Below are 23,010 nucleotides of genomic sequence, written 5' to 3' on the forward strand. Positions count from 1 at the left end.
TTGGGAGCAAGCTCCCTCCTAAATCCGTTCGACTTGCATGTATTAGGCACGCCGCCAGCGTTCGTCCTGAGCCAGGATCAAACTCTCCATGAAAGTTGAAGCCGAAGCTTCTTAATCACAGAGCCTTTGAGGCTCATGATTTACAACTGGTATTGCTTGTTGTTTCTTACGCTCAATGTTCAGTTTTCAAAGAACAATCGGTGTTTCTTTATTTCGTCACCGCGTTAACAGCGACCTTTATAATATACCACAGTTCGAACCTTCGATGCAAGCATTATTTTTAACTTTGTTTGCATTTCTTTATTCTCACCGCGTCCGCATCTTAGTGCTTTTTCAGCGGCGAGATATAATTTATCACAGGTCGGATGGACAAGTCAACGGTTTTTTCGACATTTTATGATTAATCTTTATGACGGCTCACGCGGACGTATATTTGAGCTCAAGAGTGCCGTTTCCGAGCGAAGGGGCAGGCTTGGCGATCTCCCGGATGCATCCCCGGTTCACCAGCTTGTAGAGCAGCACAGACAGCTCAAGGGACAGCCCCGCCAGATCGGGATGCCGCATCAGCTCGGCAGGCGTCCACGCCTCGTGACGGCTCGCAATCAGCCGGATCAACAACTCGCAGCATGTCTCCATTTTGTTCATGATGGAAAATTCGCAGGCGAGCAGAACGAGCTGAACTCGCTGCTCCAGCGTCTCCGAGCTTGTCGTCAATTCTTCAAACAGCTTGTAGATGCCGGGATTGACTTTGCGCATCTGCTCCCATACGGTCGACTCGGGATGCATTCCCTCTTCGACCAGCGCGATATGCGCCCAATAATGAAGGCATGCGAGCACATTGGAGTACGCATCCAGCACCTGTCCGTCTTTAAGATCCTGTTTCGCTTGCAAACACCCTCTGACGAATCGGGAAAATTCGCTCAGCAGCTTCTGCTCCCTAATAAGAGGAGACCAATCCAGAAGGCGGCTGCGCAAGTCGGCCAGATAACCGTCGCGATCGACCAGGATTTCTCCGTGCATGAGCCAATAGGCGCTGCCTCGGTTGGAGCTGCCTACGATCCAGCTCTCCAACTGCTCGCGCGAAACCCTCCGAACCTGGACCCGGGCATCGTCCCACATCCAATGCTCGATCTCCTTGTCGGCAACCTCGTCGTCTTTTACGATCAGAACGAGACGGTCCAGACCATCCAATCTCGGTTGATGGGAGAATGGATTGGCAATCAACAGAAGACTTACCGCGTCCTCATCTTCCGCCAACCTCTCGATGTCGAATCCCTTCATGTTCGCTTGCGCCACGTTATCACACCTCTGTTCAGCATATCAGCCCGCATCGCGACAACCTCCAAGGTGGTCTGGCCGGGCGATGTGAGCTATAATAAAAATTGCGAGTATGGTGTAGTTCTACAACACAAGCCCTGTTTCCTGCTTCCCTGCGCAAGCGGGATATCGTGACATGTCGGAATCGGGGCCAAGCTTCATTAAAAGACGGAGGATCACAACATGAAATGGAAAGCCAGCAAAATATCGACAATGCGAACTTGGGCGTTGTTGCTCGTATTCGTCGGAATGGGCGTCATGGTCTTCGGGACAAGCGGCATTCTGATGTTCGGCGAAGTCGGCAAAATCATCGCCGCCGTGTTCATGGTGCTCGGCATCATCAGTTGTTTCATCAGCATGGGCATGTACTTCTATATCGGCATGCTCTCTACGAGCGCCCCCGTGCTGGAATGCCCGGAATGCGGCAAACGCACCAAAGTGCTCGGCACGACAGATCGCTGCATGTACTGCCATACGATCTTGACTTGGGATCCGGCGCTAGCGACGGAGAAACCCGCGGAGACCAACAAGGAAGTCCCTTTGCAATCCCAGTCCTAGACAAAAAGAAAAAGGCGCAAGCTTCTCCGATGCAAAGGAGACTTGCGCCTTTATGATTTTAGTATGATTACTTTTGCAGCGTCTCGTCCAATACGCCCCAAATATCGGCGGTCTCGAAGCCGCGCCGCCACGAAGCGACCCCGGCCAGGTCGTACTTGCCGACCAGCTCCGCTCTGGCTTTCATGGAAGTCGCGTCCTCAATCCAAATTTTCTTGACCGCTTCCCCTTCTTTGAACTCCACGTAATGCTGTCCCGTTTCCTCCGAGAAAACCGGCTTAAGCTTCTTCTCCTCGATCAGCTTGTTAACGGCGTTCATGCTCATCGTTTTAGACGATACTTTAACGCCGCCTTCGCCATTCGGCTCCTCGGTCCAGATCCGAGTATAGAAAGGGACGCCCAAAATAAATTTGCTCGGCGGAACGCCGTCCTCTTCCAGAATTCGCCTCAGAGAGTTTTCCGTCCACGGCAGCGACGACACGGAACCGGCGACCGGGCTGGATGCCCAATGCTCGTCGTAAGCCATCAGCATCATAAAGTCGACGCTGGCGCCCAATCTTTTCCGATCCAGGAACGCCGACCACATCTCGCTGTTCGATTTGCCCGTCACGTCGATCGATACGACCAGGTTTTGTTCGTGCATCAGCGGCGTCATCTCCCGTACAAACTGGACGAGATTATCTTTGTCCTTCGTATAGACGTTCTCGAAATCGATGTTTACGCCTTGCAGCTTAAACGTCTTCGCATACGCCAGCATCTGCTTGATCATCGTCAGACGCGACTCGTAGCTGGACAGCGCCTCATGCGTCCGATCCGGCTCGAAGGCGTTGCTGAACAGTCCCCAGACTTGAATCCCCTTCGAGTGCGCCCATTTCACGTAAGAAGCATCCGCATTGCTGCGTATGTTTCCTTCGCCGTCCACCAACTCGAACCATGTCGGGCTGACTACGTTGACTCCGGGCAGTTCCCCGATTTTCGCCGTATCCGGGTTAGCCGAATAGACGGCTTCCCAGGTCAGATTAATTTTCCGGCCTTCCGACTTCCAAGCTATGAAAGGCTCTTCGTCGTCGATTTCGGAAGGAATCGTCTCCGATTCGGCCAATTCGACTCCATTCTTGGCGATATAACCGAGATGACCGGATTCGGACTGGACTTTGTACCAGCCCTCTTCCGTCTCCTCCATAATGCGAACGTCCGTCCCTCCCGCCAAGTCTTCGACGATCGGATAGGATTTGTCCGGACCTTCCCGAAGCTTGATTCCTTTTTCCTTTTTGACCGGCACTTTCGCATGACGCACTTCTTCTCCCGGCTCGTACAAAGTGACGATACCCGACGTTTCGGAGATCTTCACCTGTATGCCGAACAGCTCGGTCAGCGGAGCTACGGGCAAATACAGAATGTCGTCCAGCTTCTTGGCCGCGAATCTAAGGGTAAACGGTTCGCGATTCAGCGTCGCGTCGAGCTCGTCCGTCTTGAAATGCATAACCTTCGTGTCGGTCGTCAAAATAAGGCTTTCCGTCTTCTCCTCATAGCGGACTCCGTCTCCTAGCATGCGCGAAGCGATCGTAATCGGAATAAGCAGTCCTTCCTTGTCGCCCCGGGCATACTGCTCGGTCCATTCCCCTCCGAACATAATCGGATTCGGTTGCGCGACATAGGTTGGAACGACGTAAGACGTGTTGGCCGAATGGGCTATCTTCCACCAGATCGTGCCTCCCGCCGCCGCGAAGAAGAGCAGCATAATGAACAGCCACCTTCCGTAACGCCGGCCGGAACGCCTCCCTCTGGGTGCAAACTCGTTGTTCAATTCCTTTTCAACTCCGTTTCTGCTGGACTGGATGATGAACATGTCCTGATAAAAGTACGATTCTAGCGTCGATCAGGTTGCTAAATATCCGGGTTCTATTCGCGCAGGCCAAATAAAAAGCACGCCGAGATTTCGCCCCGCGTGCTTCATGTCTTGCCATCGGTTTTAAGAATGCATTCCTTTGCAGGTCGGGCAGAGCCCGTAAATTTCCAGCCGGTGTCCCAGCACGCTGAACCCCGTCATGGCGGCCGCAGTCCGCTCCACTTCCATAACCGGCGGATGATCGATATCGACGATCGTTCCGCAGCTCGTGCAAGTCACGTGGTAATGATCCGACATATCGGCGTCGAATCGGCTGGAATCGTCTCCGTAAGTCAATTCCCTTACAAGTCCCGCATCCACGAATAATTTCAAGTTATTATAAACGGTAGCCACGCTCAAACTCGGATACTGCGGAGAAAGAGCCCGAAATATGTCGTCCGCCGTCGGATGCGAATACGATTCCATCAGGTAATGCAATATAGCGTATCGTTGAGGGGTCATCCGGATTCCGCCGGATTTGAGCTGGTCCACGGCATGCTCAACCTTGGATTCCATGCTCTCACAGCCTTTCGTATAACTTATGCGTACTGACGCGCGTATAACTTATTCTACGTTTCGCGTTCAGTCGTTGTCAATGGAAGAAACATCCCCGCAACTTCAGTCCGGTCCATTCAGTTCCTGTTGCTCTTCTGCGCCCGATTTTCCCAGAACCAGAAAACGATGCCCGCTCCGATCAAAACGACGGCCCCGAACACCGAGCCGGCGGAGCTGAACAGCCGGTTCGTCCAACCCGTGCCCGACGTCACCAGCATCAGCACTCCCGCTCCGGCCACGACCAGAATGCCGACGGGCGGTAGATTGCGCGCTTGTTGCGTTTGTTGCGCTTGCGGCCCTTGCGGCGACTGCGGCGGCACGGATGCCGCTTCGGGAGACGCTTGCTCCCAGTTGCCGTGCTGCTGCGGATAAGATCCTGGAGCCGGAGCCTGCGAAGGCCCCCAATCGGCACGGTAACCATAAGGAGGCGCTCCGGCCGCGGTGCGTTCGTTGACGGTATCCGTGCGTTGAATCGCATCGAACAGGCTGTAAAAGTAAATGATCGGGATCAGAAACGAGAGCAGGACGACCGGAAGCGTGTTGCTGCCTTCGGCGGCTTGTATAAGGGCCGTTATATCCAGGAAGAGCAGCATCATGAGCACGATGCCTTTAACCATCAGCCCCAAATACATATGCCCGATCCCGGGAACGAAGAAAGCCAGCAATCCCGCGACCCACTTTTTCTTCTTCCTCCGGGTTTCCGGAAGCCGTTCCGGGAATGGCCCCGGCGCTCCGTACCCCGGCGGCCAGTGTCGTTGCTGCGCCGCTCCGCCCGCATTAGCCGCATCAGGGCTGGGAGGGGGCGGAAATCCTCCTTCTTGATTCCAATTGTCCGATTCTTTCATGGCCTATCCCTCCGACAGTATCATTCCAGCGAGACGAAGGTATGTGCGTCTCTCGCAAGTCATCTTGCCGCGCGTCCGGCTTGTTGCCTCATTGTAGCATGCCCTCGCCGGGCCCAACAACGGTACTCGGACGGGGGCAAACCTAGGCTTAAGTCGGAGGTCGAACCGGCCCTTCAAAGCTTCTCCGGCGCGGGCCGGCGCACCAGTCGAACCATCGTAATCCCCGGAACCGGCTTGAACGTCTCCACGCGTTCGAAGCCGAATCTCTCGTAAAGCCGGAGAGCGGGCAAATTGCGGATCTCCGCAGTTACGCTCCAAATGGTCGACGAGAGCTCCGCGGCCAGCGCCGCCTCCAGCAGCTTCGCGCCGATCCCTTGGCGCATGAATTCGGGATGAACCATAACGCGGCAGATCGTAAAACGTCCCGGACCGTCGGTCTCGTACGATACGGCGCCGACCAGCTCGCCCTCCTCATTCCTGCCCCCGAGGAAAATTTCTCCCGAGTTCTGCAGCGTCTGAATCGTATCCCGCAGAGGCGGCAAGTCGGCCACGCCGATCAGCGCCGCCTCGACCCTGTAAGCGGGATGCTGCAGCGCCCATACTTCCTCGGACGTCTCCCGCAGCCGAATGTTCAACGATTGGATTTTCATAAACTGGCCAAGCCCCCTCGTCTTTCTCTCTCTAAAATGACACAACGGCAATCCCGCGGGTTGCGTGCGGGAGTTGCCGTTGATTCGCTATTTCGCTCAGCCCTTCAGACGGTCCATCAGCAGCTTGTTAACGAGACCCGGGTTGGCTTTGCCCTTCGTCTCCTTCATAATCTGGCCGACGAGGAAGCCGATCGCCTTGTCCTTGCCTCCGCGGAAATCTTCCACCGACTGAGGATTAGCCGCGATGACCGAGTCGACGATCGCCAGAATGGCGCCTTCGTCGCTGATTTGCACCAGGCCTTGCTCCTCGACGATCTTCTGCGGGGATTTTCCCGTCTCCAGCATGCCTTTGAACACCGTCTTGGCGATTTTCGTGCTGATCGTGCCCTTCTCGATCAGTTGAATCATCTCGCCCAGACCTTGTCCCGTAATCTGGACGGCGTCCAGCTCCAGGTTGTTCGCGTTCAAATAACCGAGCAAGTCGCCCATAATCCAGTTGGCCGACGCTTTGGCGTCGCTCGTATGTTCGAGGCTCTCCTCGAAGAAATCCGCCAGCTTCATCGATGCGGTCAGCACGCCCGCGTCGTAAGAAGACAAGCCGTACTTCTCGATATAGCGCGCTTGGCGCGCGTCCGGCAGCTCGGGAATCGAAGCGCGTACGCGCGTCTTCCACTCGTCGTCGATATGCAGGCGAACGAGGTCCGGGTCCGGGAAGTAACGATAGTCGTGCGCCTCTTCCTTGCCGCGCATGCTGAACGTTTTGCCTTGGTTTTCGTCCCAGCGGCGCGTCTCCTGCACGACTTCTCCGCCGCCGTCGAGAATGTCGGCCTGACGCAGCTCCTCGTATTCCAAGCCGCGCTGAACGCCGCGGAAAGAGTTCATATTTTTCAGCTCCGCGCGCGTACCGAACTTCTCCTGCCCGTACGGACGGATACTGATGTTGGCGTCGCAGCGCAGGCTGCCTTCCTCCATCTTGACGTCGGATACGTCGCAGTATTGCATAATCGCGCGCAGCTTCTCCAGATAAGCCTTCGCCTCTTCGGGCGAACGGATATCCGGCTCGGAGACGATTTCGACGAGCGGCGTACCGACGCGGTTCAAGTCGACAAGAGAACCGAGGCCGCCGTCGATGTGCGTCAGCTTGCCGGCATCTTCTTCGAGATGCAGGCGCGTAATGCCGATCCGCTTCGTCTTGCCGTTCACTTCGATGTCGATCCAGCCGTTCTGTCCGATCGGCTGATCGTATTGGGAGATTTGGTACGCTTTCGGCGAATCGGGGTAAAAATAATTCTTACGGTCGAACTTGCACCATTCCGCGATTTCGCAGTTGATCGCCATCGCCGCCTTCATCGCATACTCCACCGCTTGACGGTTGAGTACGGGAAGTACGCCGGGGTGACCCAGACATACCGGACATGTATGAGTATTCGGCGGCGCTCCGAAGGAAGTCGAGCAGCCGCAGAAAATTTTCGATTTCGTGTGCAGCTCGACGTGTACCTCGAGGCCGATGACCGTTTCGTATTTAGACATGGTTGGGACCCTCCTAAGACAGCGCCGGGCGCAGATCGCGGAAACCGGCTTGGCTTTCGAATGCGTGCGCGGCGCGCAGAACCGTCGACTCGTCGAACGGCTTGCCGATGATTTGCAATCCGACCGGCAGCCCTTCGGCCAATCCGCACGGAACGCTGATCGCCGGCACTCCCGCCAGGCTGACGGGAATCGTGCAAATATCGTTCAAATACATCGTGAGCGGGTCGTTCACCTGCTCGCCCAGCTTAAACGCCGTCGTTGGCGCTGTAGGCCCGATGATCAGATCGTACTGCTCGAACGCCTGGTCGAAATCCCGCTTGATCAGGGTGCGCACCTGCTGGGCTTTCTTGTAATAAGCGTCATAATAGCCCGAGCTCAGCGCATAGGTACCTAACATGATTCTTCTTTTCACTTCCGGACCGAAGCCTTCGCTGCGCGAGCGGCGATACAGATCGAGCAGATTGGCCGGATTGTCGGCGCGCACGCCGTAGCGTACGCCGTCGAAGCGAGCCAGGTTGGAAGAAGCCTCCGAGGAAGCCAGCAAGTAATAAGTCGCAACGGCGTATTCCGTATGCGGAAGCGAGATTTCCTCCCAAGTGGCGCCGAGCGATTCGAACACCTTCAGCGCTTCCAGTACGCGTTCCTTCACTTGAGGATCAACGCCTTGCCCGATATACTCCTTCGGCACGCCGATGCGCAGTCCCTTAACGTCGCCCGTAAGCGCGGACAGATAGTCCGGAACGTCGACGTTGGCCGAAGTCGAATCGCGATGGTCGTGGCCGGCGATCGCTTGGAGGACGTAGGCGGAGTCTTCCACGTTTTTCGTGATCGGTCCGATCTGGTCCAGCGAGGAGGCGAATGCCACGAGGCCGAACCGCGAGACGAGACCGTAAGTCGGCTTCAGTCCGACGACGCCGCAATAAGCCGCAGGCTGACGAATCGAACCTCCGGTATCGGAGCCGAGCGAGAAATACACTTGGCCGGCCGCGACCGAAGCCGCCGATCCGCCGCTGGAGCCGCCCGGAACGCGTTCCAGATTCCACGGGTTGCGAACGGCGCGGTAGGCGGAGTTCTCGTTGGAACCGCCCATGGCGAACTCGTCCATGTTCAGCTTGCCGATCGTCACGGATTGGGCCGAGCGCAGCTTCGAGACGACCGTCGCGTCGTAGATCGGATCGTGGTTGTCGAGGAACTTGCTGCCGCAAGTGGTGCGCAAGCTTTCCGTGACGATATTGTCCTTGACGCCGGCCGGAACTCCGAACAGCAGTCCGCGTTCCCCGCCTTCGGCCAGCCGTGCGTCCAGCGCCTGGGCTTCCTTACGGGCGCCTTCTTCGTTCAAGGTCAAGAACGCGCCGATCTCGCCGTCCGTCTCGGCGATCCGCTTAAAGGAATGCTCGACGAGCTCGGTTACGGATAATTGTTTATTTTGAAGACGATTATGTAATTCGGACAGTCTAAGGTCGAACACCGACATGCTTTTGCTCCTCCTAATCTTTATTCCAGAACCGCGGGAACCCTGAATTGGCCGTCCTCTTCTTCCGGAGCGTTGCGAAGAACTTTCTCTACCGGCCAGGAATCCCTAACTTCGTCGTCTCTCATCACATTGGCGAGAGGCAGGACGTGGCTTGTCGGCTCGATGCCGTCCGTATCCAGCTGATTCAGCTTCTCGGCATATTTAAGAATGGCGTTGAGTTGTCCGGCGAACTGCTCCTTCTCCGCTTCGGACAGGTCGAGACGGGCCAGGTTGGCGACATGCTCGACGTCTTTGATCGTAATGCTCATCTTGTCAAAACCCTCCTTATTTCCGCATTTCCGCTCATTCTTTTCATTATATCGGACAAACTAAGGGAACTCAATGAAAAGGGGGATTCGCCATGTCTCGCTATCACCGGGCTTTCTCCTCCGCCCCTCTCAGGGATGCCGGAACGGTAGAATTCGCCGCCGAAGCCCCGGATCTGCGCGACTCGCTGCATCGGGCAATCGCGGAGCTCGCAGCTCCGGAGAACGCTCAATCGTCTGCGTTGGAGATGAACTATGCGGATCAGAAGCAACTGCTGCGTCTGATAAGCAAGCTCCAGCGGCAGGTCCCGGCAGCGGATGCCGGCTCGGTTCGGTGCAGAATCCGGTTCGCTCCGGAGCATGTCGATCCTTCTTCGGCAGACGAGCCGGACGAGGACGCTTGGATACCGCTTGCGGAGCTGTTCGGAGAGATCGGCGGCGTCAGCGTTCCCGACTACATTTTGCATCGCCACTTCACCGTGTATCTCCAACCGATCGTCCGGCCCGACGGGGCGGTCGCGGGGTACGAGTTTCTGACGCGCCCGATGCCGGAGCAAGCGCCTTTCCGCCCCGCGGAGCTGTACGAGACCGCCAGGAAAATCGGCCAGCATTCGTTCCTCGACCGGGCGGCCAGGCAGATCGCCATCCGAATGGGCGCGGCGCACCTCCCGCCAGGGACGAAAAGATTCGTCAACTTCCTTCCTTCGTCCCTCTATCGGCCCGAAACCTGTCTAAGATGCACGTTCGACGCGATCAAAGAGACGGGCACCGATCCCGGCGACTGCGTCTTCGAAGTGATGGAAACGGAACCTCTGGACGATCCTCGGCTTCCGGCCGTATTCGACATCTATCGGCGCGAAGGAGTCCGGCTTGCCCTCGATGACGTGGGAACCGATTACGCCACGCTCGACGTCGTCGATCGGCTTAAGCCGGACTACGTGAAAATGGACCGCAAATGGGTGAGCCGCTGCGACGAAGATCCCGATAAGCAGCGCTATATCGACCGTCTGCTGGAACGGGCGGCGCGCTTCCACGGCGTCGTGCTCGCGGAAGGGATCGAGCGTCCGGAAGAGTGGGCCTATTTGAAGCAGGCGGGCGTGCCTTTGTTCCAAGGCTTCTTGTTCGGCCGGGCAACCCCGGTTCCCATGAAAGCTCCGGTTCCTTTCGGTTGAATCGGCTGCCCCGGCCGGGGCCATGACGGAGCGTTGCGCGCAACGCAAAAAAAGCATCGGACGCGAGCGGCCCGCAAGCCGTTACGTCCAATGCTTTTTGCGTTTTCCGATCAGATCCAGGCCTTCAGGTTCACTTGGCGTATGAACTCCTCGCGGCTGAGCACTTCCTTGCCAGAGTCGTCCGCCGGCTGTTCATCCGCTTGATCGCCGTTCATAATCCGCTTGAACAGTTCTTCGTTGCGGGTTACCAAGGCGAAGTCGATCAACGCTTCCTTCTCGATCCGATCGGCTTCCAGCTCAAGCAGCGTTCGCTCCAGCTCGATGTCCGAATCCGGCACGTAAAATTGTCTATTGGCTTTAGGCACGCGAATAATATAATCGAATGCGCTGTCGTTATTACGATCATAGGCGATAATGTAGCCGTATTCGCCCACAGGCAAATTCTGCTCAAACCGGTCATCCACGATGACGATTCTTTCCCCCAGTTGCAGCATGCCGATTCTCCTCCCCTACTCTCCCGGAATACTACTATCCTACTAGAAAAGCATAACCTTATGCAAACACTGTCATTCCGGAGAGGAGAAAATCTAAGGCCTTGCTGCGTTCGCCCCTTTAACCGCAACCGTCATTAGCGCCAAAACACCTATAGCCGTCACGAAAGCCGCAGTCGTCCACGATGAACTTTCACCCGCCGACAATCCCCTGATCGCAGCACTGTTCAATTCGGCCGGGAGCCAGGTCAGCCTGTTCTCGAACAATCCTCGAGCAAGCTGCAGAACGAGGGCCAGCCCGAAAGCGGAGAACGCAGCTCCGGCCGGAGAACGAATCCAGGCGCTGGCCGCGATCGTCATTGTCCCTACGAATACGAGCCAAGCATAATAGAGAAATCCCGAGACGGCGACCATTGCCGGGTCAGCGCTCCCGATCAGCAGATCGGTATAATACCAGGCGGCGCCGTAGCCCAGTGCGAAAGAAAAACCGACGGTCAAACACAATGCGGTCCATTTGGAGGCCACATAGGCCAATGGAGCGACCGGTTTCACCAGAATCCAAGCAGCCGTTCCGTTCCTCTTCTCACCGGATATCGTCCCCATGTACGCCAGGCAGATCGCGAGCATACCGATCATTCCGAATTGGCTTAATACTTGCCCAAGCACTTCTCCGGGCTTCGGAATCGGGATTTGAATCACAGCGCCTTCGGGCAGATTGCCCGCGGCGGCGATGATGTCCGGCATGAATTTGGCGCTGATCGGCTGAATAAGACCCATCAGGACGAAAACTGCCGGCAGCCAGATCAGTTTGCCTGTACGCAACGCCTCCCGCACCTCTTTGGCGAACAGCACCCCGTATTTCCTCATGATCGCACCGCCTCCATGAACCAATGCTCCAGCGATTTTCTCCCGATTTCGAACGCAGTCAGCTTTATCCCTTGATCCAAAGCGCTTCTTAGCACCTTATCGCGCAAAGCATCCATATGGTCAGTCTCGATTCGGCATTGGCATCCTTCTTCATCGACCCTCGCCGATTCGGGCAACTCTCGCAATCCGGCGATCCATCGGCTCGCGTTCTCGCTCTGTTCCGCGACGATTCTTAAGAACGGCTTCCCCGCAGCTTGACGAAGCTGCTCCATGCCTCCTTGCATGACGACTCGTCCTTTGTTCATCAAAATCAATTCGTCGCAGATCTGTTCGGCGTCATGGAGCACATGAGTCGACAGCACGACCGTCATTTTCTGTTTCCAGTCGGCCAGCATCTCCAGCACGTCCCGCCTTCCGATCGGGTCCAGAGCAGATACGGGCTCGTCCAGCAACAGTAAACGAGGGCTATGAATGACCGCCTGCGCAAGTCCCAATCTTTGCTTCATACCGCCGGAATACCCCGCGACGCGCCGGTGAGCCGCATCCTTTAACCCGGCGGCCTCCAGAAGCTCTTCGCTTCGGCGAGCCGCTTCGGCTGCGGACAAGCCGCAAAGCCGACCGGCCGTCAGCATCGTCTCGCGCCCTGTCATCCATCCGAAAAAGGCCGGGTGCTGCGGCAGAAATCCCATCCACCGTCTGCGATCGCCTGGCAGCTCTCCGCTTGCCTCAAGCTTGCCGGACGACGGCTCCAGCAGGCCCGCGAGAATGGAGAGAGTCGTCGTTTTACCGGCTCCGTTGGGCCCCAGCAACGCAATGCAGCGGTTCTCTCCGATCGCGAAGCTGGCCTCTCTAAGCGCTTCCGTTCGGCCGAAGCTTCGCGACAGATTTTCAGCGACCAGAATGTTGTTCATCACGTATCCTTCCTGCCGAAAGCGAAAAACAGAATCGGCCCCAAAATATGAATAAAAACGATAATCGCGGCCCACATCCACTTGTTCCCTCTCACCGCATGGGCGCGAAATAAGAACACGAGCGCAGTTGTCATGAGAATCACCTGAATGACAGCGACCGGTATTAAAATTTGCACAAGCTGGGCCTTATCCATCTCTCATCTCTCCTTCAGAGTGGTTTTCCGCCGATTTCGTCTGTCGTTTCCGTTTCCGCGCGTTCCAAGCTTGCAATAACGCATAGGTTACCAACGGCGAAGGAAAATTCGTCAATCCCCACAGCCCCCAAAACCAAGCTTTCCTCCCCCGCGACCTGGCATGCAGGAACAATCCCGTACTCTGCGCGAGCAGCAGCATTCCAAGTCCCAGCCACAGCAGCCACTCCATTTGCGCCAAATCATTCATAAGCGGCCGGCTCCTTGTTCCTTCTCTTCCTTATCTCGCTTAGGAGCACTAAAATGCCTATTCCGGCAGAGAGAGCCTGGAACGACCAGAAAATAACGAAAAATCCCGAAAAGCCCCTTCCTAGCAGCATCATTCCCGCAATGAACGGAAGAGCGACCGACCACAAAACGAGCAGATCCCGCCATAACTTCCTTCTGACGTTTTTTCGCTGCTCCCGCACGAGTACGTTCCAAACTTCAGGATGGGCGGGAGCAATCGGATAAGCCGCTTCAAGATCGTCCCACGCCTGTTTGAGCGCCTGCTCCAACTTCTCCTCGTTTTCCCTATCGGGTCGCGTCATCGTCTCCCCACTCCTCTCTGATTTTTCGAATGCTGTGATGAATCCTCGATTTAACCGTCCCGGCCGGAAGAGCCATCATCTCCCCGATTTCCTCATAAGTGAATCCATAGTAATGTTTGAGCACAATCGGCATTCTTTCTTCGCGTCCCATCTTCTCCAGACACGCCATCAGCTCCGTCCATTCGGCGCCCCGGGACGACGTTTCCCATTGAAAAGCGGACATACGGCCTTCTTCTTTCAAAATGGCGGTTTCCCGCTTCCTTCTGCGAACGACGTCCAGAAATAACCTCGTACCGATCGTAATGAGCCATGTGGAAAATTTGGAGCTGCCGTCGTACCGGTCGATTTTTTCAATCGCTCTGATCATCGTCTCCTGGGTCATATCTTCGGCGATCGAGCGATCCATCGTAATCTTCAGCAGATAGTGAAACACGAAAGCGTAATGCTCTCGCAGAAGGTTTGCCAGCTCCGCATCCTTTATCCGTCCCGCGCGGGAGTTTTTGCCCGATCGAACCATATCGCTTCGCTCCCGCCTCCTCAAGTTCCATCGTAGTAGAATTTCTCGTCTATCGCAGCTTATACGAACGAGGGGATAAGTTCGTTCACGTAAAATAAAAAAAACCGAAAACCTTCGCGGTTTCCGGCAGTTTCCCGATATCGATACAGGTTGAACCCATGAAGAAGGTGCCCATTACATTCCGAAAAGGTTATAACTCATACAGTTTTTCCGGTGATTTCGTAAGCGCCCGACAGCCGTTCTCCGTGACGAGATACGTATTCTCGACGCCGACGACGCCCTGTCCCGGAAACGTGAACTTGGGCTCCACGGCCAGCGTCATGCCCGGCTCGAGCGGATCGCGGAAGCCTCTGGCGAGCACAGGCCATTCGTCGATCTCCAGGCCGATGCCGTGACCGAGAAACTTCACCTGATCCTTGCCGAAGCCCATGAAATGCCCGGCCAATCCGGCTTTATCCGCCGTTTCCAGCGCTTGGACGTAAATCTGCTCGGGCGTCGTGCCGGGGCGAAGAAGCCGCTCCGCGTCGCGAATGATCTCTTCCGCTACCCGGTAGGCCGCTTCAAGCTCCGGACTCAGCGTCCCGATAACCGCCGTGCGCGTCTGATCGATCACATAGCCGTCGATGCAGCAGCCCAGGTCCAGCAAGATCGGTTCGTCGCGGCCGATCGGCCGAAGGCTGACGCTCTTCGGCGAAGCCGGCGACAATCCGCGCCCACCGGCCGGACCGTCGAAATAGGACGGCTCGGCCGCGGCTTCTCCGGCGGAGACAATGCCGGTCATAATCTCCTGGTTGTAGCCGCGCATGCGCAGCAAGCCGATATGCCCTCTTCTGCGAATACCGTGCTCGATGACCGCCATCAGCTCCAGCTCGGTCATTCCCGGCTTCAGCTCCGCCAGGCCTTCGTCCAGGGCGGCGGCGACGACTTCGGCGGCATTGGAGATGCGGCCGATCTCGTAGTCGGACTTTACGCTGCGGACGGATCTGAGCATCGCCGACGAATCGACGATGCGGGCGACGGGAATAACCTCCCCGAGCTTCAAGTAAAGCTGCGCGGGCATCACGTCGAGATCCGAGCCGATAAGAGGAGGCTGTCCTTCTTCGGTTCCCGCAAAGCTCTGCGGATAGTCCGCCCGCAGCTGTTCGCCGAACCCGCGAAACGACAGCAGCTCCGTCGTTCTGATCCGCGACTCCTCCAATGCCCTTACCAGGCTTCTTCTTACGTAATAGGTCGGCTCTCCGGCAGCCGGGACGAAAACGTACCCGGCCTGCATCGAACCCGTAAAATAATAAATGCCGACATTTTGCGTGATCAGGCAGCCGGCCATACCGGCGGCCGAGAGCTTAACCTGCAATCTATGGACGCGACCGGACCATTCTCCGTTCGGCGGAACCGTGCTCATCGTGCGCATCTCCTTGTAATCGAAGTCATCTTCCACTCCCTCCATTAGAGCAAAGATGGGATCGACCGTCAATCGAGACGCGATCGTTCGCCTAACAGATGCGGCACGCTCCCGGCGAGCACTGCTTCGCTAAACGCCCCTCGCTAAAACACCAGCTCAGCCGCTCCCTTCAGCTCCCATTCGACCGGAGCCAGCACACCGAACAATCGCGGATATTTGACATGCGCGATCAGCACGACTCCCGGGCGATCCAACGTCACCTCGTAATCGTACTGCGGATTGCGATAAGTATAAGGAAAGCTCGAGTCTTCATTAATAATATCGAACGCAATCACCTGGACCGGATCGCGAAGGAAGCTCCCGGGCAGCGGTTCGAGGCCTGCATCCAACGACAAGTTGTAGCTCAAATACGACAGAGCCGTCTGCCCGGCGACATCGGGATCGATCGATATGATCCCCATTTCCAGCTTCTCCCGATCGACCTGCTGGGCCGCGGCGTGCGCCGCGCGGTCGATCGCGCGCTTCGCTTCGTGAACGACCCGCATAGCCGCCTCCTCGTCGATCTGCAACGCATGGAGCATCCACCAAAAAATGATCATCAGCACGCTGAATATTAGCTTGGCCATCCCCAGGTTCACTCCTTCCGCAGCCGCTCCGCCCGCCGGTCAATCGGGAACGTATTCGCTCATTTTCATTCCCCTGCCGGATATGCGGGCGTATTCCGATGGCGGGGAAAGACCGATCAACCGGTCGATATCGAGCAGGTTTTCGTACGGATACGCGATGCGCAGGCGCAGACCGGTGCCTCTGGGCAGCGGGTTCGCCGAGTTGCCTCCGTCCGCCCCCGAGGCGGTATGGATCTCATACTCCAGCAGCGCCGGGGCAAAGCCGTATTGCGCCAGCCGGGCGCGAGACTCCTCGACCATCCAGCCGTCGATATAGCCGTATCTGCCGCTCGCCCCGATCTCCAGCATGTAATCGACTTCCTGCTGCAGCAGCGCCTGACGGATGACGAGCACATGCTTATAAATAGGAGAGAACATCAGCCAGCAAAACAAAGCGGCGAACAGCACGAATACGAGCAGCTGTTTCATGGGCTGATGCGGGACAGCCGATCCGCCATCCGGCTGCCGGAATCGGTTATTTTCGCGTTCGCTCCGTTTTCTCCTTGCGCGAACGACGTGTACAGCAGCACGACCGTAACAATCAACAGCATCGTCATGAGCAACTGTCTCATCTCGAAGCTCCTTTCCGAATGTCGACTACCGGGTTTCTATTCAGCCAGCCATGGGTTAAGGCTGCATATTGCCGAGTGTCGTATTGGCCGTGTCTCCGTGCGTCTCGATCCGGGCTTTCGTCCCTGTATTGTCTTGAGCGATAATCGAATTGAACATAAGCGCGACAACGATCAGCATCATAACCGTAATCAGGATATTTCTCATGACGGTACCTCCCTTCTATGGATTCAGAGCATCGAACAGCTTCGCCGCCTCCTGCACCCACGGGTACAGAAACACTTGGAACGTGTACAAGATGGGAACTCCCGCGAGCACGAACAACAAGTAGGAAGTCGTCTCTTTGCGGCTCTGCCTGGACAGCTCGATCTGCGCTTTATAATCTCGTACGATTTCTCTCATTAAAGCGTAGATTTCTTCGCTTTCGTTCAGCCGAAGCGATCGGATGGTCTCCGCGAAACCATAGGCTTCGTCCGTGCCGAGGCGTTCCTTGAACCGCTTAAGGGCAGCGTCCGCGTCATGATACCATTCGTTCAGCAGCAGCCCCATCTCGTTGCGGATGTGGCGGGTCAGGGACAAGCATTTCATCAGCTTGCCGTGGAGGTGCATTCTGGAGCCCGTGTAATACAGCAGTTGGCTGATGACGGCCACGATCTCCCGGCGAATCCGGTCCGTCCGGTGACGGCGGATCGAGTGCAGCGCCGAACGATCGAGCGATAATAGAACCGTCGCGACCGCAAGTACGAAGATCGCGTTCCAAGCCGTTAGCGAGGACATCGCCTTGCTCGCCTGCAGCGCGTACAGCGCCAGCCCTGCAGCGGGGAACGCGGTCATCAGACAGCGACGCAGCGCCAGATAAGATTCCGGTGAATACCGGATGCCGCAGCCCAGGAGCAGCACTCTCCTCTCTTGCAGGGCGACGCTTTCCCGGTCCGTCCGCCAAACTTTGTACCACCAACGGGGAGCGCGGCGCTTGCGCCAACCTTTCAGATGAATGCGCCAACGATTCCGCGGCGCGAAAATAACCCTGGCCGCCGCATAGATGCCGCCGAACGCAAGCGAAAATTGCAGCAGCCAGCTTAATCCGAACGTCAGCGACATGATGAACTCCGACATCCCGCCTCCCCCTTTTCTCACCGTGCATGAACTGCCTTTTATAGCTTCCTTCTGGACAGGTAAAGCCCCATCATGAACGAACCGAACAGCAGCAGCACCGCGTTAAGCAGCATTTCCCTCCCTCCGGCGTCGACGATGTAGTATTCGTAGCTCCCCGTCGGATTGAGCTTGAAGTTCACGCCCATGAAAATGCCGAGAAACAGCACCGGCGTATAATTCGCCAGGCGGATTTCGAGCATCCGATGTCTCTCCACCTGGTTGGCGAGCTGGGCTTTGCGCATATCGGAGATCAGCTCCTGGAGATTGTCCGAGACGTTATTGCCTTCCTCCAAGGCGATCTTCAGAATGTTGCCGAAGTATTCCGCCCACATGTTGCCGAACGACAGCGAGAATCGGCGCAAGCTGCCTTCGTCGTCTCCTTTGACCGAGAGGTTGCGGTAGAGCTGGTCGAACACCGCCTGTACCTCCCCCGGCAGCCGCCGCTCCTCCACCGTCTTCTGCAGAGCGATCCGGATATGACGGCACCCGGTAACGAGATAGCTCTGATAGAACAGCTCGACCGCGGGGAGAAATTCCAGGCGCGTCGACATCTGACGGTTCATCAGCGACATTCTTAAGGCGAGATAGGGCGTGCAGCTCAGCATGAGCAGCAACGTCAGCACAGAGCGAGCGGACTGGAATACGACGGCCCCGACAACGATTCCGAGCAGCCCCATGCCCAGAGAGCAGACGACGAACCCTGCCGGCTTCATTCGCCAGCCCAGCGCCAGCAGCAAGTCGGACACGTGGCGATGCGGCCTGCTCCATCGATTCCATCGCGGCGGCAGCAGCTCTTCGCTTCCTCGGCCTCCTCCGCCGCGGCTTCCCCGCAATCGCCGCTTGCGCGACTGGCCGCTCCACCAAGCCGACAAGCCGAAATATACGCTGGTCGCCAAGAGCAGGAACAGCATAGCGGCAAGACCAAGGACGGCTAGCTTTAACAAGATATCTCCCCCCTCGGCCCGCCTTCCGCGATCAGCCGATAGCCTTCCGGATCGGCTCGCTGAATTTTGCGAAGCGCCTTCGGAGAGAAGCCGCCGGGGAAGACCCAACGATCCTCGCTTTCCTCATAGCGAACGAGATCGCGGACATGCACTTCTCCGTCCCGCCATTCGAACTCGCCGACCCTGGCCAGCCTGCGCACGCCGCCGATCATTCTCATCTCGAATCCGATATGCGTGACGTGTTCGGCGATTCTTCGGGTCATCGTCATCGGATTCATTCCCCGGCCATCCAACATGCACATATCGGTGATCGTATCTGGCACGTCCTCCAGACCGCTGGCATGAACGGACGTAATGCTCCCCTCGTGCCCCCGCGTGCAGGCGCGAACGTAAATGTTCGCGTCCTCGTCGCGAATCTCCGCGTGGCAGATCCGCTGCGGAGACTGTCTGAGCGCCAGCTTGAACGCCTGACGAGGACCGTGCAGCGGATCGTCCTCCTCGGCCTCGTATTCCACGACGTTTTTCTCCGGGAAGTCCCGTCCCAGCATCAGCTCGTACCTTCCTTCGATCGTCACGATCCGCTCCTCATCCGGCATGGCCGAGATCAGAGCCTTGATCAGGTGGGTCTTGCCCGTATTCGTCGCCCCGATCACGACCATATTGAAGCGGCTCCGCACGATTACGAGCAGCAATGACTTGACCCGTTCGTCCATCGTGCGGTATTCAGGCCGGCAGAGCGTGTCTAGACTGAACTTCTTCACCGTATAGAGCCGAATCGTCAGCGTCGGCTGCGCGGTAAAGCCGAAGCCCGTCAGCGTGACGCGGGAGCCGTCTAGCAGCAGCACTTCCGCCCAGCGCTTGCGGGGATTGATCCTGTCATTGTTGAACAGCACCAGATTCTGCTGAATTCTCTCTACCTCGCTCACCTCCCGAAACCGGTAAGGAGAAGCCGCTGCCCGGCCGTCCCGCACCTCGAAAATGCGCGTGCCGACCACCTGCACCTCCTCCAGCCCCTCGCGATCGCGAAGCACCAGCTCCAGGACGTTCATCCCGATGACTTCGGCGAACAGCGCCTCGGCCAGCGTCGGATAAGGCAGGCTGCCGAACTGGACGTGCTGCAGCCGCTTGCGGATAATCCAGTCGGAGATGATCGCCAGCATTTCCGCCCGCTCCTGCGGAAAGCCGATAATTGCCCGGTTCAGCTTCTCCGCGTATTGCCTGCGCTCTTCCTCGCTCCAGCCTCTGGGCGTCGACAGCATCTGCCGCACTTCCTCCGTGTATGCCCTTAGCCGATTCAAGCCTGCGGAGGAATCCCTGTCGTCGAGCGAAACGGCCGCAGGGACCGTAGTGGAGGTCTGCAATTGGGCAGCGTAAGCGGCGGGCGAGAAGCGGCTGCTTCCCGTCCGAAGCTCCACGCTCACGTTCTTCTCCTTCTGTGCATGAGCAATCTGCGCATCCACGGCCTATTCGTCTTCTGCAGCCGGTCCGACCAGTTCAGCCGGCCGATCAGCGGCTCGGCGACCGCGTCGAAAGCGGCGGCGTGCTTCTCTTCCGACGCCAGCCATTCGTCCAGCCTGCCGCTGTCCAATTGCAAATGCACGCTCTCCAGCAGCTTCAGTTCGGTAAACTCCGTGCATCCGGTTTCTTTGCGAATTTCCTTCATTCCGAATCCTCCCCCTGTCGATCGATGATTGCCCTGGAGCAGCACCAGTTGAAATTGCTCCGGGCTCATTCCGAATTGCGGACCGACTTGACCGGTCCAGCGATGGACGTCCTCCTGAAAATGGCTGAGGCTGCCCGTCGTGACAAGAAAACGCTCGTCCGCTTCGCGCATGGCGCAGATCGTCGCCGCGTTGTCCCAATAAGCGCTGACGTCGGCGATCGTCAGATCGAACGCCTCGCGGGACGCCGCCAGCAGCTGCTTCATGTCTTCCGGCTCGTAATACTCCGCCTGCTCCCGCGACAGGTTGCCGAACAGGACGTGCAGTCCGCCCGGCTTGGACGGTCGGAAGGCGTAACGACTCAGCTTGTCGCCGGTCAGCGTCCCCGCCCTGAGCTCCGGCCGCACTCCATCCAGCGTGACGTCCGGCTTGTCGACGCCCAGATACAAGTGCGTCTTGGCGCTCTTCAGGTTCAGGCAGAGGAAGCCGACCTTGCGGCCGGTCAGCGCCGCGATGCGATACGCGGTTCCGAACGCCGTCAGCGACGTGCCGATATTCGGAGTCGAGCCCGCGAATGCCGCCAATCTGCCGCTCATGGGCGATCCTCCTCCCGAATCGACGACGCCTGGAACGCGATGACCAGCTTGACCGTTCCGTCCTTGCAGGCGGCGTCGAGCGCCAACCACTGCGCCTCCGTCAAATTCAAATTGATCGCGTCAATCGTCCCGTTGGCGTCGCGCCGGGAAGCGTACATGCCCTCCTTGTCCCCGCTGGCCATCGACATCAGATTCGAGTTTTTCGGATTGTCGATTTCCAGATTCGCGGCGGTCTTCACCCCCGCGACCGATACGGCCTCGGAAAACAGCCTGCGCGGTTCCGCCTCCGAGCCCGACAAGTACACGACGGCCTCGTCGCCCGCCCGTATGCCGCTGGAGATCGACTTGACGTACTCCCGCGGAATCTGGAACGTCGACTGCCCGGCCTTGGGCAGCAGCCGATACTTGTCGACTTTCCAGCGCAGCAGCGGCTCTCGGCCGCCGAGCGGCATCGACGTCTCCAGCCCCAGCGCTTCCGACACGTCGGTCATCATCTCCGGCGACAGCGCGGATCGCGGCATCGCCATCGTCGTCAGATGCGCTTCTTCCAGGCGAACGCCCGTCGCAATAAATTGTTTCGGAACGACGACTTCCGTCATCTCCTGAAGCTCGATCTGCCTGAGCTGCAGCAAGTACACGCCGTAGACGAGCACTCCCGACAGCACCGCCGCAGTCAGGCTGATCGCGGCTTGTTTTCTCCTGTTCATGCCAACACCCTCTCTTCGGAAAATAAAAAAGAACGCAAGGATAGAGGGTTACCTCCATCGCATGCGTTCTTCGCAGCGTAAGTTCACGTTCTATATAGACTTGCTGGACTTGACTAGGCTCAATATAACAAATCCCAAGCCCTCTTGTAAAGACCTTTTATAACAATTTCTAACAAACTTCCCATCTAGGGCATATATGCATGCACGGCCTAGCGCACGTACGGGTTCTCTCGCCGCTCTTCCCCGATCGTCGTCTCCGGTCCGTGACCCGGCAGAACGAGCGTATCGTCGGGCAGCACGTACAGCTTCTCCCTGATCGAACGGGATAGCTGCTCCTGGCTGCCGCCGGGCAAATCCGTCCGCCCGACGGACCGCCGGAACAGCGCGTCGCCCGCGAACAGCAGATCGCCGACGAGGAAGCCGACGCTTCCCGGCGAATGCCCCGGCGTATGCTTCACGCGGAACGTCTCGCCGATCAGCTCCAGCTCTTGGCCGTCGGCCAACTCATGCTCGGCCGGCTCCGTCGTGATCGGCGGAGTGACGTCGGCCCAGCGCGCCGAGCCGTTTTTCCCCGCGTCCGTCAGCCAATCCCGCTCGGCGGGATGCAGGTAGACCGGACAGCCGTATTTCTTGCGCAGATGGTCCACTCCGCCAATATGGTCGAAATGGGCGTGCGTCAGCAGAATCGCCTCGACCTTCAGGCCGTCCAGCTTGCGCATCAGCGCGCCGTCCGCCGTTCCGGGGTCGATGACCACCGCGCGGGTTCTGTCTTCGTTAACGACAACGTAAGCGTTCGTCTGCAGCGCTCCAAGCGCGAATCTTTGAAAAGTCAGCATCGTGCGTCGACCCTCACACTCCGGACAGAATGTCGCGGATTTCCTCCAGAATGACTTTCTGATACGCAGTGTCTTCCCCGTAGCGGCGGCCGATTTCCTTTCTCGCCTCGGTGAGTTTCTCCTGGTAGTCCGGCGCTTCGCGATCGGGGTTTTCCGTCTTGAACGCGGTCATGACCTCTTGCACGTATTTCGGACGGGCGCCCCACTTGCCGAGCAGGTGACCGCCGGTATCGATAAACAGAACGACCGGAATGGCGCGTCCGCCCATCGTCAGATGCTGATCCATCAAATCGAGGTTTTCCTCCATGATCAGCACTTCCGTCGGGATGCCCGCTTTCTCCATCGCCTTGAACACGACCGGCACGTTGCGCACGACGTCGCCGCACCAATCGGCGGCCAAAATCATGCAGCGCAGGTCATCCCGGTTGTTCAGCGAATCGTAAAACTCCTCGAGCTCCTCCGTATGCCATTCGAACCGGTTCAGCCAAGATTCGAACGTTTCCCGGTTTTTCGTCATCCCCTCGATAAACTGGTTGGGCGACAATCCTTTATGTAATTTGCTGGCGATCAGTTGGCTCATTCGTCCAAGCTCCTCTCTCGTTCCGTGTTGTCTTTA

29 protein-coding genes and 1 rRNA gene are annotated in these 23,010 nt (G+C 57.5%); 2 read left to right on the forward strand and 28 right to left on the reverse strand.

Features of this window, described 5'->3' with window-relative positions:
• Window positions 1–93 (reverse strand): 16S ribosomal RNA (locus B0G52_RS34330); the annotation flags it as partial.
• 324 nt (window positions 94–417) lie between these two features.
• Window positions 418–1,296 carry a nucleotidyltransferase-like protein gene (locus B0G52_RS34335; RefSeq protein WP_233163345.1) on the reverse strand — a complete coding sequence of 293 codons (879 nt, stop codon included), beginning with the start codon at window positions 1,294–1,296 and terminating at the stop codon, window positions 418–420.
• Window positions 1,297–1,500: 204 nt separating this feature from the next.
• Here B0G52_RS34335 and B0G52_RS34340 point away from each other — a divergent pair, with 204 nt between their 5' ends.
• Window positions 1,501–1,875, forward strand: a complete 375-nt coding sequence (locus B0G52_RS34340) for a DUF2614 family zinc ribbon-containing protein (RefSeq protein ID WP_094050951.1) — start codon at window positions 1,501–1,503, stop codon at window positions 1,873–1,875.
• A gap of 67 nt (window positions 1,876–1,942) precedes the next feature.
• Here B0G52_RS34340 and B0G52_RS34345 read toward each other — a convergent pair whose 3' ends face one another.
• The 7 genes from B0G52_RS34345 to gatC all read right to left on the reverse strand — a co-directional run bounded on the left by B0G52_RS34345 (window position 1,943) and on the right by gatC (window position 9,122).
• Window positions 1,943–3,679 (reverse strand): glycosyl hydrolase family 18 protein, encoded by a 1,737-nt coding sequence (locus tag B0G52_RS34345; protein WP_233163347.1) that lies wholly within the window; start codon window positions 3,677–3,679, stop codon window positions 1,943–1,945.
• A gap of 165 nt (window positions 3,680–3,844) precedes the next feature.
• A complete protein-coding gene (locus B0G52_RS34350) occupies window positions 3,845–4,276 on the reverse strand; it encodes a Fur family transcriptional regulator (protein WP_094050953.1) in 432 nt (143 codons plus the stop codon).
• A gap of 116 nt (window positions 4,277–4,392) precedes the next feature.
• Window positions 4,393–5,160 carry a TM2 domain-containing protein gene (locus B0G52_RS34355; protein WP_094050954.1) on the reverse strand — a complete coding sequence of 256 codons (768 nt, stop codon included), beginning with the start codon at window positions 5,158–5,160 and terminating at the stop codon, window positions 4,393–4,395.
• A gap of 173 nt (window positions 5,161–5,333) precedes the next feature.
• Window positions 5,334–5,810, reverse strand: a complete 477-nt coding sequence (locus B0G52_RS34360; protein WP_094050955.1) for a GNAT family N-acetyltransferase — start codon at window positions 5,808–5,810, stop codon at window positions 5,334–5,336.
• A gap of 96 nt (window positions 5,811–5,906) precedes the next feature.
• Window positions 5,907–7,340 carry an Asp-tRNA(Asn)/Glu-tRNA(Gln) amidotransferase subunit GatB gene (gene gatB / locus B0G52_RS34365; protein ID WP_094050956.1) on the reverse strand — a complete coding sequence of 478 codons (1,434 nt, stop codon included), beginning with the start codon at window positions 7,338–7,340 and terminating at the stop codon, window positions 5,907–5,909.
• Between the two features lie 13 nt (window positions 7,341–7,353).
• Complete coding sequence (gatA, locus tag B0G52_RS34370; RefSeq protein ID WP_094050957.1) at window positions 7,354–8,814, reverse strand: Asp-tRNA(Asn)/Glu-tRNA(Gln) amidotransferase subunit GatA; 1,461 nt, start codon at window positions 8,812–8,814, stop codon at window positions 7,354–7,356.
• Between the two features lie 20 nt (window positions 8,815–8,834).
• Complete coding sequence (gene gatC, locus B0G52_RS34375; protein WP_094050958.1) at window positions 8,835–9,122, reverse strand: Asp-tRNA(Asn)/Glu-tRNA(Gln) amidotransferase subunit GatC; 288 nt, start codon at window positions 9,120–9,122, stop codon at window positions 8,835–8,837.
• A gap of 92 nt (window positions 9,123–9,214) precedes the next feature.
• On the opposite strand from gatC, the gene B0G52_RS34380 reads away from it, so the two are divergent.
• Entirely contained in the window at window positions 9,215–10,291 is a 1,077-nt protein-coding gene (locus tag B0G52_RS34380; RefSeq protein WP_094050959.1) for an EAL domain-containing protein, read from the forward strand.
• A gap of 110 nt (window positions 10,292–10,401) precedes the next feature.
• Here B0G52_RS34380 and B0G52_RS34385 read toward each other — a convergent pair whose 3' ends face one another.
• The 19 genes from B0G52_RS34385 to B0G52_RS34465 form a co-directional block, all read right to left on the reverse strand.
• Window positions 10,402–10,785: an ATPase gene (locus tag B0G52_RS34385; protein ID WP_094050960.1), complete on the reverse strand. Its 384-nt coding sequence runs from the start codon at window positions 10,783–10,785 to the stop codon at window positions 10,402–10,404.
• Between the two features lie 93 nt (window positions 10,786–10,878).
• The gene (locus tag B0G52_RS34390) at window positions 10,879–11,649 is read right to left on the reverse strand and encodes an ABC transporter permease (RefSeq protein WP_094050961.1); all 771 of its coding nucleotides are present in this window, start codon (window positions 11,647–11,649) and stop codon (window positions 10,879–10,881) included.
• Window positions 11,646–12,560: an ABC transporter ATP-binding protein gene (locus B0G52_RS34395; RefSeq protein ID WP_094050962.1), complete on the reverse strand. Its 915-nt coding sequence runs from the start codon at window positions 12,558–12,560 to the stop codon at window positions 11,646–11,648. The genes B0G52_RS34390 and B0G52_RS34395 overlap by 4 nt, the downstream gene beginning before the upstream one ends.
• On the reverse strand, window positions 12,560–12,754 hold the full coding sequence (locus B0G52_RS34400; RefSeq protein WP_094050963.1) for a PLD nuclease N-terminal domain-containing protein: 195 nt from the start codon (window positions 12,752–12,754) through the stop codon (window positions 12,560–12,562). Before B0G52_RS34400 ends, B0G52_RS34395 begins: the two co-directional genes overlap by 1 nt.
• The gene (locus B0G52_RS34405) at window positions 12,747–13,001 is read right to left on the reverse strand and encodes a hypothetical protein (RefSeq protein WP_094050964.1); all 255 of its coding nucleotides are present in this window, start codon (window positions 12,999–13,001) and stop codon (window positions 12,747–12,749) included. The genes B0G52_RS34400 and B0G52_RS34405 overlap by 8 nt, the downstream gene beginning before the upstream one ends.
• Entirely contained in the window at window positions 12,994–13,341 is a 348-nt protein-coding gene (locus B0G52_RS34410; RefSeq protein ID WP_094050965.1) for a DUF5345 family protein, read from the reverse strand. Before B0G52_RS34410 ends, B0G52_RS34405 begins: the two co-directional genes overlap by 8 nt.
• Window positions 13,325–13,858 carry an RNA polymerase sigma factor SigY gene (gene sigY / locus B0G52_RS34415; RefSeq protein ID WP_094050966.1) on the reverse strand — a complete coding sequence of 178 codons (534 nt, stop codon included), beginning with the start codon at window positions 13,856–13,858 and terminating at the stop codon, window positions 13,325–13,327. The genes B0G52_RS34410 and sigY overlap by 17 nt, the downstream gene beginning before the upstream one ends.
• A 190-nt stretch (window positions 13,859–14,048) precedes the next feature.
• Window positions 14,049–15,260 (reverse strand): M24 family metallopeptidase, encoded by a 1,212-nt coding sequence (locus tag B0G52_RS34420; protein WP_094050987.1) that lies wholly within the window; start codon window positions 15,258–15,260, stop codon window positions 14,049–14,051.
• Window positions 15,261–15,403: 143 nt separating this feature from the next.
• Window positions 15,404–15,886: a hypothetical protein gene (locus B0G52_RS34425; RefSeq protein ID WP_094050967.1), complete on the reverse strand. Its 483-nt coding sequence runs from the start codon at window positions 15,884–15,886 to the stop codon at window positions 15,404–15,406.
• A gap of 39 nt (window positions 15,887–15,925) precedes the next feature.
• On the reverse strand, window positions 15,926–16,354 hold the full coding sequence (locus tag B0G52_RS34430; RefSeq protein WP_094050968.1) for a hypothetical protein: 429 nt from the start codon (window positions 16,352–16,354) through the stop codon (window positions 15,926–15,928).
• Window positions 16,351–16,497, reverse strand: coding sequence for a hypothetical protein (locus B0G52_RS35795; protein ID WP_158223996.1), 147 nt, complete (start codon window positions 16,495–16,497; stop codon window positions 16,351–16,353). Before B0G52_RS35795 ends, B0G52_RS34430 begins: the two co-directional genes overlap by 4 nt.
• Before the next feature lie 55 nt (window positions 16,498–16,552).
• Window positions 16,553–16,702 carry a hypothetical protein gene (locus tag B0G52_RS36035; protein WP_181918100.1) on the reverse strand — a complete coding sequence of 50 codons (150 nt, stop codon included), beginning with the start codon at window positions 16,700–16,702 and terminating at the stop codon, window positions 16,553–16,555.
• A gap of 15 nt (window positions 16,703–16,717) precedes the next feature.
• A complete protein-coding gene (locus tag B0G52_RS34435) occupies window positions 16,718–17,611 on the reverse strand; it encodes a hypothetical protein (protein WP_094050969.1) in 894 nt (297 codons plus the stop codon).
• Window positions 17,612–17,649: 38 nt separating this feature from the next.
• Window positions 17,650–18,594, reverse strand: coding sequence for a hypothetical protein (locus B0G52_RS34440; RefSeq protein WP_094050970.1), 945 nt, complete (start codon window positions 18,592–18,594; stop codon window positions 17,650–17,652).
• A complete protein-coding gene (locus B0G52_RS34445; protein ID WP_233163349.1) occupies window positions 18,588–20,015 on the reverse strand; it encodes an ATPase, T2SS/T4P/T4SS family in 1,428 nt (475 codons plus the stop codon). Before B0G52_RS34445 ends, B0G52_RS34440 begins: the two co-directional genes overlap by 7 nt.
• Complete coding sequence (locus B0G52_RS34450) at window positions 20,012–20,851, reverse strand: CpaE/TadZ family protein (protein WP_094050972.1); 840 nt, start codon at window positions 20,849–20,851, stop codon at window positions 20,012–20,014. The genes B0G52_RS34445 and B0G52_RS34450 overlap by 4 nt, the downstream gene beginning before the upstream one ends.
• On the reverse strand, window positions 20,848–21,558 hold the full coding sequence (locus B0G52_RS34455; protein WP_094050973.1) for an SAF domain-containing protein: 711 nt from the start codon (window positions 21,556–21,558) through the stop codon (window positions 20,848–20,850). The genes B0G52_RS34450 and B0G52_RS34455 overlap by 4 nt, the downstream gene beginning before the upstream one ends.
• 209 nt (window positions 21,559–21,767) lie before the next feature.
• A complete protein-coding gene (locus B0G52_RS34460) occupies window positions 21,768–22,394 on the reverse strand; it encodes an MBL fold metallo-hydrolase (RefSeq protein WP_094050974.1) in 627 nt (208 codons plus the stop codon).
• Between the two features lie 13 nt (window positions 22,395–22,407).
• Window positions 22,408–22,974 carry a thioredoxin family protein gene (locus B0G52_RS34465; RefSeq protein WP_094050975.1) on the reverse strand — a complete coding sequence of 189 codons (567 nt, stop codon included), beginning with the start codon at window positions 22,972–22,974 and terminating at the stop codon, window positions 22,408–22,410.
• Window positions 22,975–23,010 lie beyond the last annotated feature (36 nt).

The organism is Cohnella sp. SGD-V74 (assembly GCF_003001675.1).
In the GTDB taxonomy this organism is placed as follows: Bacteria; Bacillota; Bacilli; order Paenibacillales; family Paenibacillaceae; genus Cohnella.

Excerpts from the sequence above, each read along its gene's own strand:
- B0G52_RS34400 (WP_094050963.1), bottom strand. The coding sequence starts at position 12,754 with ATGGATAAGGCCCAGCTTGTGCAAATTTTAATACCGGTCGCTGTCATT.
- B0G52_RS34425 (WP_094050967.1), bottom strand. The coding sequence starts at position 15,886 with ATGGCCAAGCTAATATTCAGCGTGCTGATGATCATTTTTTGGTGGATG.
- B0G52_RS34410 (WP_094050965.1), bottom strand. The coding sequence starts at position 13,341 with ATGACGCGACCCGATAGGGAAAACGAGGAGAAGTTGGAGCAGGCGCTC.
- B0G52_RS34360 (WP_094050955.1), bottom strand. The coding sequence starts at position 5,810 with ATGAAAATCCAATCGTTGAACATTCGGCTGCGGGAGACGTCCGAGGAA.
- B0G52_RS34390 (WP_094050961.1), bottom strand. The coding sequence starts at position 11,649 with ATGAGGAAATACGGGGTGCTGTTCGCCAAAGAGGTGCGGGAGGCGTTG.
- B0G52_RS34430 (WP_094050968.1), bottom strand. The coding sequence starts at position 16,354 with ATGAAACAGCTGCTCGTATTCGTGCTGTTCGCCGCTTTGTTTTGCTGG.
- B0G52_RS34455 (WP_094050973.1), bottom strand. The coding sequence starts at position 21,558 with ATGAACAGGAGAAAACAAGCCGCGATCAGCCTGACTGCGGCGGTGCTG.
- gatB (WP_094050956.1), bottom strand. The coding sequence starts at position 7,340 with ATGTCTAAATACGAAACGGTCATCGGCCTCGAGGTACACGTCGAGCTG.
- B0G52_RS34385 (WP_094050960.1), bottom strand. The coding sequence starts at position 10,785 with ATGCTGCAACTGGGGGAAAGAATCGTCATCGTGGATGACCGGTTTGAG.
- gatA (WP_094050957.1), bottom strand. The coding sequence starts at position 8,814 with ATGTCGGTGTTCGACCTTAGACTGTCCGAATTACATAATCGTCTTCAA.
- B0G52_RS34395 (WP_094050962.1), bottom strand. The coding sequence starts at position 12,560 with ATGAACAACATTCTGGTCGCTGAAAATCTGTCGCGAAGCTTCGGCCGA.
- gatC (WP_094050958.1), bottom strand. The coding sequence starts at position 9,122 with ATGAGCATTACGATCAAAGACGTCGAGCATGTCGCCAACCTGGCCCGT.
- B0G52_RS34435 (WP_094050969.1), bottom strand. The coding sequence starts at position 17,611 with ATGTCGGAGTTCATCATGTCGCTGACGTTCGGATTAAGCTGGCTGCTG.
- B0G52_RS34340 (WP_094050951.1), top strand. The coding sequence starts at position 1,501 with ATGAAATGGAAAGCCAGCAAAATATCGACAATGCGAACTTGGGCGTTG.
- B0G52_RS34420 (WP_094050987.1), bottom strand. The coding sequence starts at position 15,260 with ATGAGCACGGTTCCGCCGAACGGAGAATGGTCCGGTCGCGTCCATAGA.
- B0G52_RS34405 (WP_094050964.1), bottom strand. The coding sequence starts at position 13,001 with ATGAATGATTTGGCGCAAATGGAGTGGCTGCTGTGGCTGGGACTTGGA.
- sigY (WP_094050966.1), bottom strand. The coding sequence starts at position 13,858 with ATGGTTCGATCGGGCAAAAACTCCCGCGCGGGACGGATAAAGGATGCG.
- B0G52_RS34465 (WP_094050975.1), bottom strand. The coding sequence starts at position 22,974 with ATGAGCCAACTGATCGCCAGCAAATTACATAAAGGATTGTCGCCCAAC.
- B0G52_RS34450 (WP_094050972.1), bottom strand. The coding sequence starts at position 20,851 with ATGAGCGGCAGATTGGCGGCATTCGCGGGCTCGACTCCGAATATCGGC.
- B0G52_RS36035 (WP_181918100.1), bottom strand. The coding sequence starts at position 16,702 with ATGAGAAATATCCTGATTACGGTTATGATGCTGATCGTTGTCGCGCTT.
- B0G52_RS35795 (WP_158223996.1), bottom strand. The coding sequence starts at position 16,497 with ATGAGACAGTTGCTCATGACGATGCTGTTGATTGTTACGGTCGTGCTG.
- B0G52_RS34350 (WP_094050953.1), bottom strand. The coding sequence starts at position 4,276 with ATGGAATCCAAGGTTGAGCATGCCGTGGACCAGCTCAAATCCGGCGGA.
- B0G52_RS34380 (WP_094050959.1), top strand. The coding sequence starts at position 9,215 with ATGTCTCGCTATCACCGGGCTTTCTCCTCCGCCCCTCTCAGGGATGCC.
- B0G52_RS34460 (WP_094050974.1), bottom strand. The coding sequence starts at position 22,394 with ATGCTGACTTTTCAAAGATTCGCGCTTGGAGCGCTGCAGACGAACGCT.
- B0G52_RS34355 (WP_094050954.1), bottom strand. The coding sequence starts at position 5,160 with ATGAAAGAATCGGACAATTGGAATCAAGAAGGAGGATTTCCGCCCCCT.